The organism is Phycisphaerales bacterium (assembly GCA_040221175.1).
Lineage (GTDB): Bacteria > Planctomycetota > Phycisphaerae > Phycisphaerales > UBA1924 > JAHCJI01.
Genome location: JAVJVK010000013.1, coordinates 101,588 through 117,819, shown reverse-complemented (window position 1 = coordinate 117,819; position 16,232 = coordinate 101,588). Strand labels below are relative to the sequence as shown.

Here is a 16,232-nt window from a genome sequence, read left to right as displayed (position 1 = left end):
CGCCGCCGTCGTTTGCTCCCGAGCCGGTTTGGCACCGGGGTTGAAGGTGTACCGTCGAGCCGACCCGGGTGCGGGTCGGCGACAACAGCAGAAAGGCCGAAAACCATGAAGAGCGTCCTCAAGGTCTCCGACAACGGCAAGCGGGTCATGCTCCTGACGGTCCTCAGCTTCATCGCTCTGATGTGAGCCGAAGGTAGAACCAGGCTCCGGCGCCAGCCGGGGCCGTGGCCCCATTCTGTATGCACGAAAAAGCCCGGGCTTGCGCCCGGGCCTCGTTGCGTTGCAGGGTTGGGACCTACGAGATCAGAACTCGATCTTGTTGGTGCCCATGGCGTCGTGGTCGTCCATGCCGCCGCGGGTGGGGCCCGCATCGGCCGAGTAGGAGCCATCGCCCGCGTCGCCCCACTGGGCGCGCTTCAGGCTCAGGCCGATCTTGCGATCGCTGATGTCCACGCGGAGGATCTTGACGTCCACCTCGTCGCCGGCCTTGACGACCTCTTGCGGGTCTTCGACCTTGTGGTCGGCCAGCTCGGAGATGTGCAGCAGGCCTTCCAGATCATCCTCGAGTTCGACGAACACGCCGAAGTTGGTGATCTTGGTGACCGTGCCACGCACGACCATGCCGGGCTGGTAGGCGCCGGGAATGGCGTTGAGCCACGGATCTTCGGTGAGCTGCTTGACGCCCAGGCTGATGCGCTGCTTTTCCTGGTCGACGTCGAGCACCACGCACTTGACGACATCGCCCTTGGCGACGATCTCGTTGGGGTGGGTGACCTTCTTGGTCCAGCTCATGTCGCTGACGTGCAGCAGGCCGTCGATGCCCGGCTCGATCTCGATGAACGCGCCGTAGTTGGCCAGGTTCCGCACCGAGCCCTCGATGATGGTGCCGGGAGGATACTTCTCGGCTACCAGCTCCCAGGGGTTCACCTCGGTCTGCTTCATGCCGAGGCTGATTTCCTGCTTGTTCTTGTCGATGTCCAGGACGACGACCTCGACCTGGTCGCCCACGCTGACCACCTCGCTGGGGTGGTTGACGCGGCGGGTCCAGCTCATCTCGGAGATGTGCACCAGGCCCTCGATGCCGTCCTCCAGACGCACGAAGGCGCCGTAGGACATGATGTTGACCACTTCACCGGTGATGCGGCTTCCCACGGGGTACTTGGCCTCGATGGCCTCCCACGGGCTGGGGTCCTTCTGCTTGAGGCCCAGGGCGATCTTCTCCTTCTGCATGTCGATGGAGAGGACCTTGACCTCGACCTCCTGGTCGACCTTGAGCATCTCGCTGGGGTGGTTCACCCGGCTCCAGCTCATGTCGGTGATGTGCAGCAGGCCGTCGATGCCGCCAAGGTCGATGAACGCGCCGAAATCGGCCAGGTTCTTGACCACGCCCTTGACGATCTGGCCCTCTTCCAGGGTGTCCAGCAGGCGCTTCTTGGCCGCGTCGCGCTCCTTCTCGATAAGGCGGCGGCGGCTGATCACGATGTTGCGGCGCTCGGTGTCGATCTTCAGCACCATGGCGCGGACCGAGCGGCCCACGAAGTCTCGCACGTCGTGCGGGCGACGGACGTCGACCTGGCTGGCCGGCAGGAACACCGGCACGCCGATGTCCACCAGCAGACCACCCTTGATCTGCTTGACCACCTTGCCCTCGACGATGTCGTCTTCCTTGGTGTTGTCGACGATGCGGTTCCAGGCGATCTGGCGATCGGCCTGGCGCTTGGACACCTCGACCACGCCGCTGGAGCCTTCGAGGCTCCGCAGCAGCACGTCGACCGTGTCGCCGATCTTGGGCTCTTCGTCGAACTCTTCGCGGGGCACGAGGCCCTCGCTCTTGAGCCCGACTTCCACCACGACGTCATCGCCGGCAAAGCCAATGACCTTGCCCTTGATGATCTTGCCCGGCTCGAGGTCGGAGATCTGGTTGTCCAGCAGGTTGTCCATGTCGCCGCTGGCGACAGCCTCGCCAAGCGCCTCACGGACCATCGCCTCGGCCTCGCTGTCTTCCAGGCCAAGCGATGCGATCAGGGTTTCGTCCACCATAAAGTTGCGTCTCTCACATCGGTCGTGCTCGTCGATTCCGGGCCGCCGGGCCACCGAAATCAATCGACACGCCGCCGTGCCGGCTCGCACGCCCCGCGGGCGTATCGCTCGAGTCGGCCCGCCCGAAGGCGGCTTGGGGCTCGTTCTGGGTTCCGGGGCGCCACCACAACGCCTGCGAACAACACCGGACCGGCGGAACGGAACTGGATACTAGGCGCCGCCCCCAACGGGTAGAGCCATCATTCTCGTTCGGATCCCGGCAGGATTCAGCCCCACAATTTCCGTCATCGCGGGCCGCATCACTCCGATAATGCCGACCCCGCGGAGCGATTTTGCGCTCCGTTCCTGCTAGCCTTACGGCTCAGCTCGACGCATGGGCCCGGCGGCATGGAAAAACCCCATCGCCCGGGCCGCCCGCGATGGCTGGGGCCTTGCCAGTGTCGAGCCGAAACGGCCGATATGCAAGGTAGAACAGGACCGCGCGGTCGAACGGACGGGCCGTTCGCTCGTAGGTAGGCAAGTAGTGGACGGGCCGCGGGAAACGACCCTGCGGCCGTCGGGGTTGGCGGACCCCAGCACCGGATGGAACCGCCGATTTCACCGTGAGGCAGCCGTAGCAATGACAACGATCGCGACGCAGACCCAAGGCTCCGCGGGGGCCCCCGCCCTCGACGACGAGAATCGCAACCCGGTGTTCGACGAGCTTGGGTTTCCCAAGGATCCGAACAATCTGTACACCCAGACCGTCGGCAGCATGCTCCATGCCGCCGACATGCTGGATCTGCAGCACCGCGTCAAGATCATCCTGGCCCAGCCCAAGAACGAGATCATGGTGCACTTCCCCGTCCGCCTGGACGACGGGCACCACCACCTGTTCAAGGGCTACCGCGTCCAGCACAACAACGCCCTGGGCCCGTTCAAGGGCGGCCTGCGATTCCACCCCGACGTCCACCTCGATGACGTGAAGGCGCTGGCGTTGCTCATGACCATGAAGTGCTCGCTCGCACGCCTGCCTCTGGGCGGCGGCAAGGGTGGCGTCAAGGTCGACCCCCGCAAGCTCAGCCCCGACGAGATGGAGCGCGTGACCCGCCGCTTCACAAGCGCCATCATGAACGACATCGGGCCCGACTACGACATCCCCGCCCCCGACGTGGGCACCAACGCCCAGCACATGGCCTGGATCGCCGACACGTACCAGATGTCCAACAGCAAGAGCGCCTACGACGGCATGCGCGTCGTCACCGGCAAGCCCGTCGAGGTCGGCGGCTCGGTCGGTCGTGAGAAGGCCACCGGGCAGGGCGTCGCCGACGTTATGGCCGAGATCCTCCCGCAGATCAAGATCCCCATCGAAGGCCTGCGCTTCAGCATCCTGGGCTTCGGCAACGTGGGTTCGTGGGCCGCCCGCATCCTCCAGGACATGGGCGCCACCCTCATCGCCGTCATGGACCACTCGGGCGCCCTCCGATGCGACACCGGCATCGATGCCCACGCCCTGAGCGAGTACAGCTACGAGCACTACGGCATCGCCGGCTTCGAGAAGTCCAAGGCCGCCACCGAAAGCGGCAAGGACGGCAAGGGCGCCGACGCCATCTCGAAGGAAGACTTCTACAGCACCCCCGTCGACGCCTTCATCCCCGCCGCCCTCGAGCAGATGATCGGCCCGCAGGAGGCCGAGATGCTCCAGTGCCGCGTGGTGGCCGAGGGCGCCAACGCCCCGTGTACCCCCGCCGCCGACCGCGTGCTGCAGCGCCGCGGCATCGAGGTGCTCCCCGCCATCCTGTGCAACGCCGGCGGCGTGACCGTGTCCTACTTCGAGTGGGTCCAGAACAAGGCCTGCCAGATCTGGGACGTTGAGACGGTCGACCGCGAGCTCAACAAGGTCATGTGCATGTCCGCCCGCCGCACCCTGCTGGCCCGCCAGCGCTACGAGTGCGACATGCGTACCGCCGCCTACCTGGCCGCGCTCGATCACATCGGCCGCGTCTACAAGACCCGCGGCATCTTCCCGTAAAGACCCACAACGTCTCAACCAAGGCCGCGTGCGAAAGCACGCGGTTTTTCATTGCCCCTAGAGCACGCCCTGTAGCGCCGCCCGCACCTGCGACACCGTGTCACCCGTCGGATCGATCCGCACCGCCTGCCAACCCATCGCCCGCGCCGCCGCGACGTTCCCGTCGAGATCATCGAAGAACACGATCTGCGATCCCGACGCCCCGGCCGACCTCTCCAAAGCCTGATAGAACCCCACGTCGGGCTTAGCGGTACGATGCAGGTGGCTGGCGAGTTGGTGCTCGAGTAGGGCCGCGGCGGTGAACTCTTCGCGGCGCGTCCAGTGCCGGGCGTTCGTGTTGCTCAAGAGCGCACTCTGCAACCTCTCATGGCCCGCCAATTCCTCGGCCAACCGCCTGGCTCCCTCGTACTCGTGCAGCAGCCACGCGTCGTGCAACCGCTCGATGTCGCGTGCCGAGTACCCCGGCGAGAGCTCGGCCACGGCCGGAAAGTACTGCTCGCAAGGTAACTGCCCGAGTTGATACGCCTCGGCCAGCTTCCGTCTCTGGGCGCGTATGTCGTCGCTCACCGGTGCTTCTGGCAACGGCAATCCCGCGGCGGTACATGCCTCTTCCCAGCCGCCACAGATACGCAGCAGCACACCGCCCCAGTCCAGGCACACCACGCGGACGTCCTCGGGCCGCTGGATGCTCATGCGTTCGGCAACTGATCCGGCTTCATCACCTCGGCCATCGCCTCGGTGGCGAAGCTCCCCTTGGGAAGCTCAAACCCGCAACGCACGTACGTCCCGTGCGCGTCGGCCCCGCCTTCGACCTGCGGATACATCAGCGGCACCCGCAGCGGCCGACGATCGCCCTCCATCGATCCACGATGACGCCTGGCGAACCTTGCCAGATCCTCGGGGGTCAGGCCAAACCGCTCGAGCGCCTCGGTCTCCATTCGGCCGGGCTCTCCCGAAGCCGTCCGCATCGAAGGACCCCACAGCGGGCCGGTCGGGCTGACCTCCAGCCTTGCCAGACGTTCGGCCAGTTCGCTGCTCTTCGCTTCTTCCGCGCTGACCACGAAGGTCGTTCGCCCGGCTCCATGCACGACCGCGACGTCGCCCTCGACCAGGGTATCAAGCATGTCCAGCCGCATGCGCTCGCGGAGCACGTCGTTGAAGATCGCGCTCTGCAGGGCGCTCACCATGAAGCCCGTCTCATTGCGCCCCAGCCGCTCGATGGCCGCCTTGGCAGACTTGCCCTGCACCAGCGCGTTCAGCACGCGCCGCTCGCCCTGGGCGCTGTGCGGCAGCTTGTTCAGTGCCTCGGCGTGGTCACCGGCCGCGTATGCCTCGCGAGACTCATCGGTACGGCCGTCGGGCGTCGGGCCCAGCAGCAGGTCGCACGCCTCTTGCGCCTCGCCCAGCACCAGCGCCCGGCCGATGCGGTGATTGGTGTTCCACTGACCAAACCGTTGCTCGCCCACCGAGTTGGCCAGCCCCTTGCGTTCGAGGATGCCCAGCGTCTTGTGGGCATGCAACACGCTCTGGGGGTGGACGCCGCGCACACGGATCGAGAACCCGTTGCCCGCCAGGTGCCCGCGCCGCATCTTGCGATCGTGCATCTCGGCCCACAGGATGCGCACGCGATCGTCCCGCAGGTCGGGGAAGTCTTCAATCCGCTTGCCCGGCACGTGCACCGTGACGTGCTGTCGGGTGATGGCCGTCTTGTCTTTCAGTCCCGCGTAGCCAATGTCGCCTTCGCGCACACCAAAGTGCCGCGCGAGCATGCCGATCAGGTACGACGTCGACAGCCCCTTCTTTTCGACGAAAAGCATGAGGTGCTCGCCCTCGCCCGAGGGCGGATACAGCGGCAGTTCATCGACCAGGAAGTCGTCCTCACGCTGCTTGAGCACGCCGCCGATGCCCGGTACGCCCTCGCTGCGGTACAGCGTCTTGGGCGGTGAGCCCGCCGTCGAGCCGGGAGGCATGCCTGCGTGGTGGCGCTCCATCAGAAGGGAGGCCCTTCGTCCTCGTCGTCGTCTTCGTCGGGCTCGAACTGGTCCTCGAGCGGATTCGTGCTCGTTGCCTGTGCCAGGACGTGCTCGGCGACGTAGATCGGGACACTCAGCCCGATGCCCAGCGCGATGGCATCGCTCGGCCGGGCGTCGACCTCCACGATCTGGCCATCCGCATCCCGGATGCTCAGCACCGCATAGAACGTCGCCTCCGACAAGTCGGTGATGGCGACCGATTCGAGCGAGGCGCTCAGGCTGTCCAGGATGTTCGCCAGGAGATCGTGGGTCTGCGGCCGCTTGACGGGCACCCCGCTCAGCCGCCGCTCGATGGCCTGGGCCTCGGGCAGCCCGATGACGATCGGGAAGGTCCGCAACTCATCCTGGGGCGTGCCGTTGTCCGAGACTTCCCGCAACTCGATGACCTGGTAATCGGTCAATTCGCGGATGAGAATGCGCGACAACTCCATTCGTACCGTCATCGCCGCCTCCCTCCGCCGGGCGCCAGTGCCCGGGCCTGCAGAACATCGAAGGCTCGCCGGCCCGCACCGTCAACGCGCCCGACCCATCCCTCTACCATCCGTGCGTGCTCAAGACACGACGCACCAGCGCCGAGCCACGCATCGAGATGGCCCCCATCATCGACGTGGTCTTCCTCCTCCTGACCTTTTTTGTCTTCTCCCTGCTGCTCCTTTCGCGTGTCAGCGTGGTCGATCTGGACTTGCCGGCCATGGGCTCGGGCGAGCCCAGGCAGGGTCCGCAGGCCATCGTGGTCGCCGTCGACAGCCAGGGCATGGTGTTCGTCGACGGCCAGCCCGTGGGCCCGGCTTCGGCCCAGGGCCAGCCGCTGGCGGAAACCACGCGGACCGCGCTGATCGATGCGATTAAGCTCTCCGCCGGCCCCGGAGCCACGCCGGCCGACCAACCAGCCACCAAACCCACGATCCGCCTGGAAGTCGACGAGCGAGGCGTCTCCGGCGCCCTGCTCCGCGTGCTCGACGTACTGCGAACCCAGGGATACGAGGCAATCGAACTGGTGGGCTCCCCCGCCGAGCCAGAAGCGACTACGCCCGCGACGCCCGCCCAAGGCGATCCCTGACCATCGCCGCTTCGTAGCATTTCTTTCATGACTGGCAGCAGACATCCTAGAGCCGTGTCCATCGCTCGGTGGGCCATCGCCCTGCCGGCGAGCGTTGGATGCCATGCGCTCGTCGCCGTGCTGCTCTTGCGGGGCGGGGTCGACCCTGGGAAGATGGCCGAGGCGGCCGAGCGGATGCCGCCACTGGAAATCCCCGTCAAGCTGGGCATCGAGAAGAGCGACGCCGTCACGCCAAGCTGGCTGGGATTCGAAACGTCTACGCCCCACGTTGCCGCGCCATCCACCACCGAGCAGAGCCCGCTGACCCGTGCCGAGGGAAGCCAGCGGGACAACTTCGCCCGAACCATGGCCGCGAGCCTCCAGGCCAGCACCGCCCAGGCACTCGCCGAGGCCCGGACCCTGCTGGACGTCTTCCGCGATCGGCTGGCCCAAGCCCAGGCCGAAGCACGCCAACGGCGAGAGGCACAGGCCCAAGAGCAAACCGAAGCCCCGGCACAACCAGCCGAAGAACCCACGCCCGAAACCGTGCCCGCCGAGCCAACGCCCGCCCAGGACGATCAAGGGGAGGGCAGCCCGGGAATCCACGACACGCGCTCGGCGCCGCCCTCGAGCGAACCGACGGACTTGCGACGGCTGGAACTCGGACGCGTCGTCTCAGCCCAGGGCCTGCGCATTAACACGACGCGCATGCACCTGACGAGCTTGCAGCGAGCCTACCGACCTTCGCAGAGCCCGCTCGTCGAGATCTTCTTCGATCACGAGGGCAAGGTGTCGCAGGCACGTGTGCCGCCCGGCCGCGGCTCGGGCCGCTCGGACATCGATCAGGCTCTCATCAACGCCATCTATGAGTGGACCGCCCAAGGCGAACCGATCGACCAGTTGCAGGAGGGCGACGCCCCGTTGCTGATTCGCATGAGGATTCTGATGTGATCATTTCGCTGCTGCTTATTGGGCTCTTTGAAGGACTGGCCCAAGACGGGCGCGTGCCGCCCGCGAGGGTCGATCCGACCTCGATCCCGGTGCCCGCCTCGACCGAGCCCGTGTTGCCCAGAGGGACGAGCCAGGAGCAATCCGAAGCACAGGAGTCGGCAACAGACTCCGCCGCTTCGGCCCGTGGCTCCAGCCGCATCGACTGGAGCCGCCAGCCCGCGACGATCGCGCCACGCCAGCACCAGCCCGCGTCGATCTTCACCGACGAGGCGTACCGGCACGCACGGGTGCGGTCATTGCTGGTGGCGGCCCTGGAGGGGCGCGTTTGAATTCGGCCGGTTGACCTGGATCACTCGCCCAGCAGGGCGCTGATCTCGTCTTCGACCGGGTTGGACACCTTCCGCGTTGGCTTGGACTTCTTGTCGTCCTCGGCCTCACTAGAGGCGTCGGTATCGTCGTCGTCGTCCACGCCGGTGTCGGCCGCGTCGAGCTTGGCGATCTGGGCGTCCAACTCGGCGTCGGCGTCCTTCTCGGCCTGGTCGTCCTTGGCCTTCTTGCGCTTGGCCGCCTCGACCTTGTTCTTGTCGGGCGCCAGCACGATGCTCGCCTGCCGCATGACCCACCGCGGGGCCATCTCGACCTTGGCGATGTCGCTGAGCTGCTCGACGATCTCGGCCAGGCGTTCGAGCCCAAGCTCCTTGTGGACCATCTCGCGACCGCGGAAGCGCTGGGTGATCTGGACCTTGTGGCCCTGCATCAGGAAGCGTCGGGCCTGGTTCACGCGGATCTGCACGTCGTGGGGGTCGATCTTCACCGACCGGCCCAGGCGCACTTCCTTGATTTCCTGCTGGCCCGTGGTCTTGTTGTCCTTGCGCTTGGACTGCTCGTACTTGTACTTGCCGTAGTCCATGATCTTGCAGACCGGTGGCCGCGTGTCGGGCACGATCTCCACAAGGTCAAGGCCAGCCTCCTGGGCCATGCGCATCGCATCTCGCGTGTCTACCACGCCAACCTGCTCGCCCTCGGCCCCGATCAGCCGGATCGGGCTGATGCGAATCATGTGGTTGACCCGGGTGCGTTGCACGGGGCCGGCGTCGCGGTAAAACCTTCGTCCTCGGATGGGTGTTCTCCTTCAGGGTCGCCGGTGATGCACCGGCTTCGTGCTCACGCCGGAACCGTTCCGGCGAAACTCCAGAATTCCGGCCGCCCGGCCGCCACTCTCCTCCAGAAAGCGGCAAGCGACCAAATCACTCACGCAAGGGCTTACACCCTTGGCGGCGTCGTCCCGGCCGGGCCGTGCGCCCAGTCCAGCATCGGTTCGCGGTGGTGGCCGCTCAAGTCTGGCGGCTCATCGTGCCCGTCACGCCGTAGAGAATAACAGATCCACGCATGCCGAGCAAGCCAATTTGTGCGGGATTCTCCACACAAACTGCAAACCACGGGATCGCCGGGGATGTTCCGTACGTGGTCAAGACTACCCAATCCCGACGGCCGCTCATGCCAACTGGATCAGGTTGATCACCAGGCTGATCGCCAACAGCACGCCCAAGGCGATGAGCAGCGGCGTCCGGAAGTCGCTGCCCCCGGCTGCCGGCTGCGGTGGCTGCATCTGCTCGGGAGCCGCGACGCTTGCCGTCTCCAGGTGGCTCAGCGACGCCAGATCGGCCTCGTTCAGCCCGCGGTGGGCCAGCGGCGGAGCCTTGCCCTGTTTGACGGCGTCGAGATCGCCCATCAGGTCAGGGATGCTCCGATACCGCTGCTCGCGCTTCTTGGCGAGCATCATCTCGATGACCTCGCTGATGCCGCCGCTGAGTTTCGGATTCGCCTGATCGGGCGGCACCACGTCGGCCTTCAGGTGCTTGTGCATCACGCTGGTGGGGTTCTTGCCGTCGAAGGGCACCGCCCCGGTCACCATGTGATACAACGTGGCGCCCAGCGAGTAGATGTCCGCCTCGGCGCCCACGTTGGTCTCGCCGCGGATCTGCTCGGGGCTGATGTAGAAGGGCGTGCCGAAGGCCTTGCCCGCCTCGGCCTCTGCGGCTTCCTTGTCGCTCATGGCGCGGGCCAGGCCCATGTCGGCCAGTTTCACCACGCCGTCCTTGGTGATCATGATGTTCTTGGGCTTCACGTCGCGGTGGATGATGCCCCGCTCGTGGGCGTGGCCCAGCGCCGTAGCCACCTGACGCACGATCTCGATCGCGTCGGCCTCGCTGAAGCGCTTGTTCTTCACGATGTCGTCGTACACGGTGCGTCCGTCCACGTACTCCATCACGAAGTAGTGGTACTCGCCCGCCTTGCCGACGTCGTAGGCCTGCACGATGTGCGGGTGGTTGAGCTGCGCGGCGGCACGGCCCTCGGCGTAGAACCGCTCGATGAATTGCGGATTCTGGCTGAACTTGCGCGGCAGCACCTTGATGGCCACCAGGCGATCAAGATTCAATTGCCGCGCCTTGTACACCGTCGCCATCGCGCCGGCGCCCAGCTTGCCCAGCAAGCGGTAGCCGGGAATCTTCTGCCCGCTCCGCTCGGCGTCGAGTATCGCCTTCAACCGAGCGATCTGGCGCTTGGTGACGAAGTCCTGATCGATCAACTCGACCGCGAGCGATCGCTGGCCGGCTTCTTCGCCCTCGGCCGCGCCAACCTCGCGGAGTCGATCCTTGCACAGATCGACTTCTTCGCGGGTTGCCAGCCCATAGTCGACGACCAGCCGGCCCAGCGCGGTATCAACGTTCGACCCGCCCTTGGCCACCTCGGCCATCGCTGCGTCGAGATCCTCGGGCGTCGAAACGCCGCTCAGCGGCGTGATGCCCGATCGATCCATGGCCGGCAGGGCCGCCGTCCGGCTGCCCGACAATGCGCCAGTACCCGAGGCCGAAGCTTCGGCGGACTTTCTGGCAGGTGTCGGGGTTGGGTCGGCCATTGCTCGTAATACCGGATTCTCGAAGTCGCTCCCGTTGATGGGAGGGGAACATAGCGGCTCAGCCGCGCACGGACAAATCCTCGCGGAATCACCCGGCCGCGGCCCGGGCCCGCCGCAGGTGTTATCGACGCCCGCGGGCACCAAGCCCAGCGGGCCTGCCCGAACGGGCCACTTTCGCTCCCCACCGGGCTGACGATTCGCACGAGACGGCCGAAAGTTCGCGCCAGGTTCGGCATTTCCGGCAGCCGGGGGGTACCCATTCCGGGCCGATAAGGCCGCTACCGTTGCGGTTCCCGCCCTGTCGCTAGCAGGGACTTGAGAAGGCTCGCCCATGGTCATCGGAACATCCCGCCCGCGAAACCTGGGGCCAATCCACGCCGGCCCGCTGCTCTACGGAGACTGGGGCACCAGCCGCCTGTACGTGCTGGGATTGGCGTTCCTGTACACCGGGCACGCCAGCGTCGTCTATCTCGCCGCGATCGGCGTGCTGATGCTGGCGGTGAGTTGGATCTACACGCACATCTGTCGCTGCTACCCCGATGGTGGCGGCGTCTACTCAGCCGCACGAGACGTCAAGCCGGTGCTCAGCGTCATCGGCGCCACCCTGCTGATGAGCGGCTACATCATGACCGCCGCCATCAGCGTGATCGAGGCTTTCCATTACTTCGGCGTGCCGCGCGCCATCACCTTGCCCCTGGCCGTCGGCACGCTCGTGGGCATCGGCGCCATCAACTGGCTGGGCTCGAAGCGATCGGGCCAGTTCGCGCTCATCATCGCCATCATCGCCATGGTCGTCTCGGCCATCCTGGCCGTCCTGGCCGTACCGCTCTTCATCGACGGGCTGAGCACCATCAGCTTCGACTACTTCACCCAGGTTGGTCCCTTCGACGCCTGGGTCAGCTTCGCCAAGATCTGCCTTGCGCTCGCCGGACTGGAAGCCGTCGCCAATATGACGGGCATCATGAAAAAGCCCGTGGGCAAGACGGCTCGCCGGACGATCTGGCCGGTCAGCCTCGAGGTCGTCGTGCTGAACATGGTCTTCGGCATCGCGCTGGCGGGCATGAGCACGACGCTGAACACGCACCAGCCCGACGAACTGACCTACGGCCCGAAGCTCTCCATGACCCACCACCAGGTGGTCGAAGCCGTCGAGGCCGGAGAGATGAGCCAGGACGAGGCCGACCAGCTCGAAAGCGTCATCGCCTATCGCGATACCGCGATGAAGCGCATCGCCATCGAGAGCGGCCAGCGCATTACGGGCAACGACACCGCCGCCTTCATTCTGGGCAAGGTTGCGGGCGTCACGTTCGGCCTGCTCTTGCTCAGCGCCGCCAATACGGCCGTCATGGCCATGGTCAGCGTGATGTTCGCCATGGCTCAGGACCGAGAGCTTCCGCGATCACTAACCAGGCTGAACTACTCGGGCGTGCCGTGGGTGGGCCTCATCGTCGCGGTCGTGGTGCCTACGGGCGTGATCCTGGTGGAGCAGGACGTGCAGGTGCTGGCCAAGCTCTACGTGCTGGGCGTGTGCGGGGCCATCAGCACCAACATCCTGTGCGGCGCCGTCAATCGCAAGCTCGACATCCCGCGAGTCGTGCGCCTGTTCATGTGGATCTTCGGCGGCATCCTGGCGGCCGTCTCAATCACCATTGCCGTCACGCAGCTCGAAAGCCTTGCCTTCAGCGGCGGCCTGGTGGTCCTCGTGCTCACGATGCGCGCGCTGGTGCAGGCCAAGCGCAGCCGCGAGCCGCAACCGCTCGAAGCGCCATCCCAGGGATGGCTGGCCGAGGTTCGCCGGGAGCCCATCGCCCTGGATTCCAGCAAGCCCCGCGTCATGCTCGCCGCCCGCGGTCGCTACCAGTCCGAGTTCGCCGTCGATCTGGCCCGCAGCCGCGGGGCCGTGCTCTTCGTCATCTTCGTGCGCACGTTCCGCGTGGCCGACCTGGGCCCCCAGCGCCTGCCCAGGATCGACGAAGACCACGAGGCCCAGGAAGCTCTTGGCACCACCATCCTGCTGGCTCGCGAGCACGGCGTGCCGTGCGTGCCCATCTACGTCACCAGCAACGACGTGGTGCACGAGATCCTCGACTACACCGTCACCTACGGCTGCGACACGCTCATCATGGGCGAGAGCCGTCGCCCCCTGCTGGCACGGAAGCTCGAAGGCGACGTTACGACGCGGATCGCCCACGACCTGCCCGGCGAGATCGCGCTCATCACGCGCTCGGCCAATACGCCGCACGCCATTCGCTCGAACAGCTAGCGTGCTCGCCCGTCGAGAAGCCGTCCGTCTTTCCAGGCCGGAAACTCGGCCCGCCAGGCGCGGAACGCCGGGACGTCCAGGTCGACGGTCAGCACCGCTTCCTCTTCGCCCAGTTCGCCGATGATCTCGCCCTTGCCGTCCACCGCGACCGTGCCGCCGGCGTAGGCCACGTGCGGGTCGTCTCCCCGACGATTCACCGCGAGCATGAACGCCTGGTTTTCAATGGCCCGAGCGATGGCGAGCGCCCGCCAGTGGGACTGCCTGGCCGCCGGAAAGTTGGCGATGCAGGTGAAGACCTCCGCCCCCTTTTCCAGGCCGATGCGATAGAGCTCTGGAAAGCGAAGGTCGTAGCAGATGGTCGGGCACACCGTCAGCGATGCATCGCCCGACGCCCACGCGAACGTCTCCACGTGCCGGCCGCCGACGAACTTCTCGCTCTCGCGGCCATAGGTGAAGGGGTGGATCTTTGCGTAATCGCACAGCAGCCTGGGCTCGCCGCCATCAACGCCGGGGGCGAACACCGTGGCGTGGTTGGTGGCCTTATCGCAGCCACCGTTTGCGCAGCCGGCCACGGTCCGCCCGCCGATCACGACCGCGCCAAGGTCGTCGGCCACTTGGGCGAGCCAGCGCTGGGTGGTGCCGTCGTCGGCCGTCGTCTCGGTATTCAGGGAGAACCCGCTGTCGAACATTTCGGGCAGCAGCACCAGGTCGCCCGACCCGACGTCCACGCCGTCCAGCAGCCGGTCGACGCGGGCGAAGTTCGCCTCGCGGTCTTCCCATACGATGTCCAGTTGGACCAGATGCGCACGCATGACGACAGCATAGCGGGCGGGCCCGAGATCCCGCCGTTGCCAGCCGTGCGCCTGCTGCTGGCTAGCGGCAGCGTCCGGCGGCGGGATCTGCTGACGAGGCTGGGCGCGGACTTCCACGTCGTACCGGCCAGCATCGACGACGGCCAGCTCTCACCACCTTCGACCGCTTCGGCCATCTCGTGGACCATGGCCATGGCCTACCTGAAGGCACGCAGCGCAGCACAGGAACTCGCCCCGGGCAGCTCGGGCTTCATCGTGGGCGCCGACACGGCCTGCGAGCTCGACGGCAGGATCATCGGCAAGCCAACCGACGAGAACCAAGCACGCCAGATGCTTCGATCCATGGTCGGCCAGAGCCAATGCGTGGTCACCGGCGTGGCGGTCATCGATGCCAGCCAGCCCCGGGGCCCGCGGCTCGTCGTCGCCGACGTTGCCCGGGTGACCTTCGGCATGATCTACGAGGACGCCATCGATCGCTACCTCGTCACGGGGGCATGGCGCGGCAAGGCGGGCGGTTACAACCTGACCGAACGCATCGGCGATGGATGGCCGATCACCGTCGAGGGCGACCCAGACACGGTCGTCGGCCTGCCGACACGTCGCCTGGGCGGCTGGCTCGGCCATGCGCAATCATGGGGCGCCCCCGAGTGAGTGGCCTGGCGCCCATCTGGATTTCCGGTCCGCTCGCGATGGTCACGCTGGTGATCGTGGCGGCACACCTCCTGGCCATGCGCGGCGCCGACATGCCCGAGAGCCGGCGGCGAATCCGCACGGCCAACGGCTGGCTCATCCTCATCACGGCTCCGGTGCTGGCTATCGCGTTCTCGGTAGTTTCGCCTGCCAACCCGAGGCGTTTCGCACTCGTGTGGGCCGTGGCGATCCTGCTGCTGGGCCTGGTCATCCTCATGGCGTTCGTCGACATGGCCAACAACCTCCGCCTGGCGCGCCACCAGCGCCGTCAGCTTGGCCGATCGATGGGTCACAGCCTGCGCCAGCACCTGGCCGCGCAGCGGAAGGACGACGATGGCCCGTGATCGCCGCGCCGACCACGGGCCCATGCCGGCCGTGCTGCGCCCGCTGGCCCCGCTGGCCGAACGCCTGTATACCCGGGCGATCGCCCGTCGCAACGCTCGCTATGACGCGCGGACCCGAGCGTCTGCCTTCTCCCCCGGAGGCCTGACGGTCACGCTCGACCGCCCGGTGATCTCGGTGGGCAACCTGAGCGTGGGCGGCACGGGAAAGACGCCCACGGTCCAGCTGATCTGCAAGTGGCTCCTGGACGCCGGCCGCCATCCAGCAATCGCCATGCGCGGGTACGGCGCACGAGACGGCCTGAGCGACGAAGCCGAACTCCATCGCGCCGCCTTGCCCGATGTTCCCCTGGCCATCGGCCCAAATCGCGTCCAGCAGCTCATCCAGCTCTTCGCGAGTCCACAGGGCGAGAGCGTCGACACGATCGTGCTCGATGATGGCTTCCAGCATCGTCGTCTCGCACGCCAGCTCGACATCGTGCTCATCGATGCGACGCAGGATCCGTTCTCCCAGCGGCTGTTGCCCGCTGGCTGGCTGCGCGAACCGGTCGCGAGCCTGGCGCGCGCCGATGCCGTCGTGCTCACCCATGCCGATCGAGCGCGTCCCGCCGACGTGACGCGCATCGAGGCCGAGCTGCGCCGACGCTTCCCCCGTCTCATGATTGCCCACGGCTCGCATGCCTGGGCCGATCTTCTCGTCTCGGTCGAAGGCGACGAGCGGACCGAACCCATCGAGTGGTTGCGCGGACGCAGGTATGCTCTGGCGTGCGCCATCGGCAAGCCCGAAGCCTTCATCGAGCAAGCCGAACGATCCTTTGGTTCACCCACCAGGCAGATGGTGCTGCGAGACCACGACCCGTACGCGCCCGCCACCATCCAACGCCTCATGCGCTTGGCTGCCGGCTGCGACGCCCTCCTGGTGACGCAGAAGGACTGGACCAAGCTGGCTCACGCGCCCGCTGAGCAATGGCCCTGCCCGATCGTTCGCCCGAGCCTGGAATTGCAGCTGGACACCGGCGGCGATGCACTCGTCGACGCCGTGCTGGCGACCTCGCTGTGGCAAGACCCCGTGGACGAAGAATCGGCGGGCCGCGAATCGGCAGATCACCATGAGGCAGGTTGAACGCGGATT

General features: G+C 66.6%; 15 protein-coding genes. 8 read left to right on the top strand and 7 right to left on the bottom strand.

Annotated elements, in window-relative coordinates; all coding sequences use genetic code 11:
* Positions 1 to 303 precede the first annotated feature (303 nt).
* Positions 304 to 2,040, bottom strand: coding sequence for a 30S ribosomal protein S1 (locus RIE32_10530; protein MEQ9096687.1), 1,737 nt, complete (start codon positions 2,038 to 2,040; stop codon positions 304 to 306).
* 619 nt (positions 2,041 to 2,659) lie between these two features.
* On the opposite strand from RIE32_10530, the gene RIE32_10525 reads away from it, so the two are divergent.
* Positions 2,660 to 4,051 carry a Glu/Leu/Phe/Val dehydrogenase gene (locus RIE32_10525; protein ID MEQ9096686.1) on the top strand — a complete coding sequence of 464 codons (1,392 nt, stop codon included), beginning with the start codon at positions 2,660 to 2,662 and terminating at the stop codon, positions 4,049 to 4,051.
* A 57-nt stretch (positions 4,052 to 4,108) separates the two neighbouring features.
* On the opposite strand, the gene RIE32_10520 is transcribed toward RIE32_10525, so the two are convergent.
* From RIE32_10520 to RIE32_10510, 3 genes are read right to left on the bottom strand one after another with little or no spacing between them, the layout of a single operon-like run.
* Positions 4,109 to 4,744, bottom strand: coding sequence for an HAD-IA family hydrolase (locus RIE32_10520; GenBank protein MEQ9096685.1), 636 nt, complete (start codon positions 4,742 to 4,744; stop codon positions 4,109 to 4,111).
* Positions 4,741 to 6,021, bottom strand: a complete 1,281-nt coding sequence (gene truD, locus RIE32_10515; GenBank protein ID MEQ9096684.1) for a tRNA pseudouridine(13) synthase TruD — start codon at positions 6,019 to 6,021, stop codon at positions 4,741 to 4,743. Before truD ends, RIE32_10520 begins: the two co-directional genes overlap by 4 nt.
* A gap of 20 nt (positions 6,022 to 6,041) precedes the next feature.
* A complete protein-coding gene (locus RIE32_10510; protein MEQ9096683.1) occupies positions 6,042 to 6,527 on the bottom strand; it encodes a bifunctional nuclease family protein in 486 nt (161 codons plus the stop codon).
* 104 nt (positions 6,528 to 6,631) lie between these two features.
* On the opposite strand from RIE32_10510, the gene RIE32_10505 reads away from it, so the two are divergent.
* Genes RIE32_10505 through RIE32_10495 form a run of 3 tightly spaced genes read left to right on the top strand, consistent with a single transcriptional unit; the run spans position 6,632 to position 8,403 of the window.
* Positions 6,632 to 7,144: a biopolymer transporter ExbD gene (locus RIE32_10505; protein ID MEQ9096682.1), complete on the top strand. Its 513-nt coding sequence runs from the start codon at positions 6,632 to 6,634 to the stop codon at positions 7,142 to 7,144.
* 54 nt (positions 7,145 to 7,198) lie between these two features.
* Positions 7,199 to 8,074 (top strand): hypothetical protein, encoded by an 876-nt coding sequence (locus RIE32_10500; protein ID MEQ9096681.1) that lies wholly within the window; start codon positions 7,199 to 7,201, stop codon positions 8,072 to 8,074.
* Positions 8,071 to 8,403 (top strand): hypothetical protein, encoded by a 333-nt coding sequence (locus RIE32_10495; protein MEQ9096680.1) that lies wholly within the window; start codon positions 8,071 to 8,073, stop codon positions 8,401 to 8,403. The genes RIE32_10500 and RIE32_10495 overlap by 4 nt, the downstream gene beginning before the upstream one ends.
* Positions 8,404 to 8,423: 20 nt before the next feature.
* Here RIE32_10495 and infC read toward each other — a convergent pair whose 3' ends face one another.
* Together infC and RIE32_10485 are read right to left on the bottom strand one after the other, a co-directional pair.
* Entirely contained in the window at positions 8,424 to 9,158 is a 735-nt protein-coding gene (gene infC, locus RIE32_10490) for a translation initiation factor IF-3 (protein ID MEQ9096679.1), read from the bottom strand.
* Between the two features lie 411 nt (positions 9,159 to 9,569).
* A complete protein-coding gene (locus RIE32_10485; protein MEQ9096678.1) occupies positions 9,570 to 10,994 on the bottom strand; it encodes a serine/threonine-protein kinase in 1,425 nt (474 codons plus the stop codon).
* Positions 10,995 to 11,325: 331 nt separating this feature from the next.
* On the opposite strand from RIE32_10485, the gene RIE32_10480 reads away from it, so the two are divergent.
* Positions 11,326 to 13,257, top strand: a complete 1,932-nt coding sequence (locus RIE32_10480; protein ID MEQ9096677.1) for an amino acid permease — start codon at positions 11,326 to 11,328, stop codon at positions 13,255 to 13,257.
* Here the strand turns inward: RIE32_10480 and RIE32_10475 are convergent.
* Positions 13,254 to 14,069, bottom strand: coding sequence for a nitrilase-related carbon-nitrogen hydrolase (locus RIE32_10475; GenBank protein MEQ9096676.1), 816 nt, complete (start codon positions 14,067 to 14,069; stop codon positions 13,254 to 13,256). The genes RIE32_10480 and RIE32_10475 overlap by 4 nt on opposite strands.
* On the opposite strand from RIE32_10475, the gene RIE32_10470 reads away from it, so the two are divergent.
* The 3 genes from RIE32_10470 to lpxK are packed head-to-tail and all read left to right on the top strand — an operon-like array spanning position 14,058 to position 16,223.
* Positions 14,058 to 14,720, top strand: coding sequence for a Maf family protein (locus RIE32_10470; protein ID MEQ9096675.1), 663 nt, complete (start codon positions 14,058 to 14,060; stop codon positions 14,718 to 14,720). The two genes, RIE32_10475 and RIE32_10470, sit on opposite strands and share 12 nt — an antisense overlap.
* Positions 14,702 to 15,103, top strand: a complete 402-nt coding sequence (locus tag RIE32_10465) for a hypothetical protein (GenBank protein ID MEQ9096674.1) — start codon at positions 14,702 to 14,704, stop codon at positions 15,101 to 15,103. Before RIE32_10470 ends, RIE32_10465 begins: the two co-directional genes overlap by 19 nt.
* Positions 15,093 to 16,223, top strand: coding sequence for a tetraacyldisaccharide 4'-kinase (gene lpxK, locus RIE32_10460; protein ID MEQ9096673.1), 1,131 nt, complete (start codon positions 15,093 to 15,095; stop codon positions 16,221 to 16,223). Before RIE32_10465 ends, lpxK begins: the two co-directional genes overlap by 11 nt.
* Positions 16,224 to 16,232 lie beyond the last annotated feature (9 nt).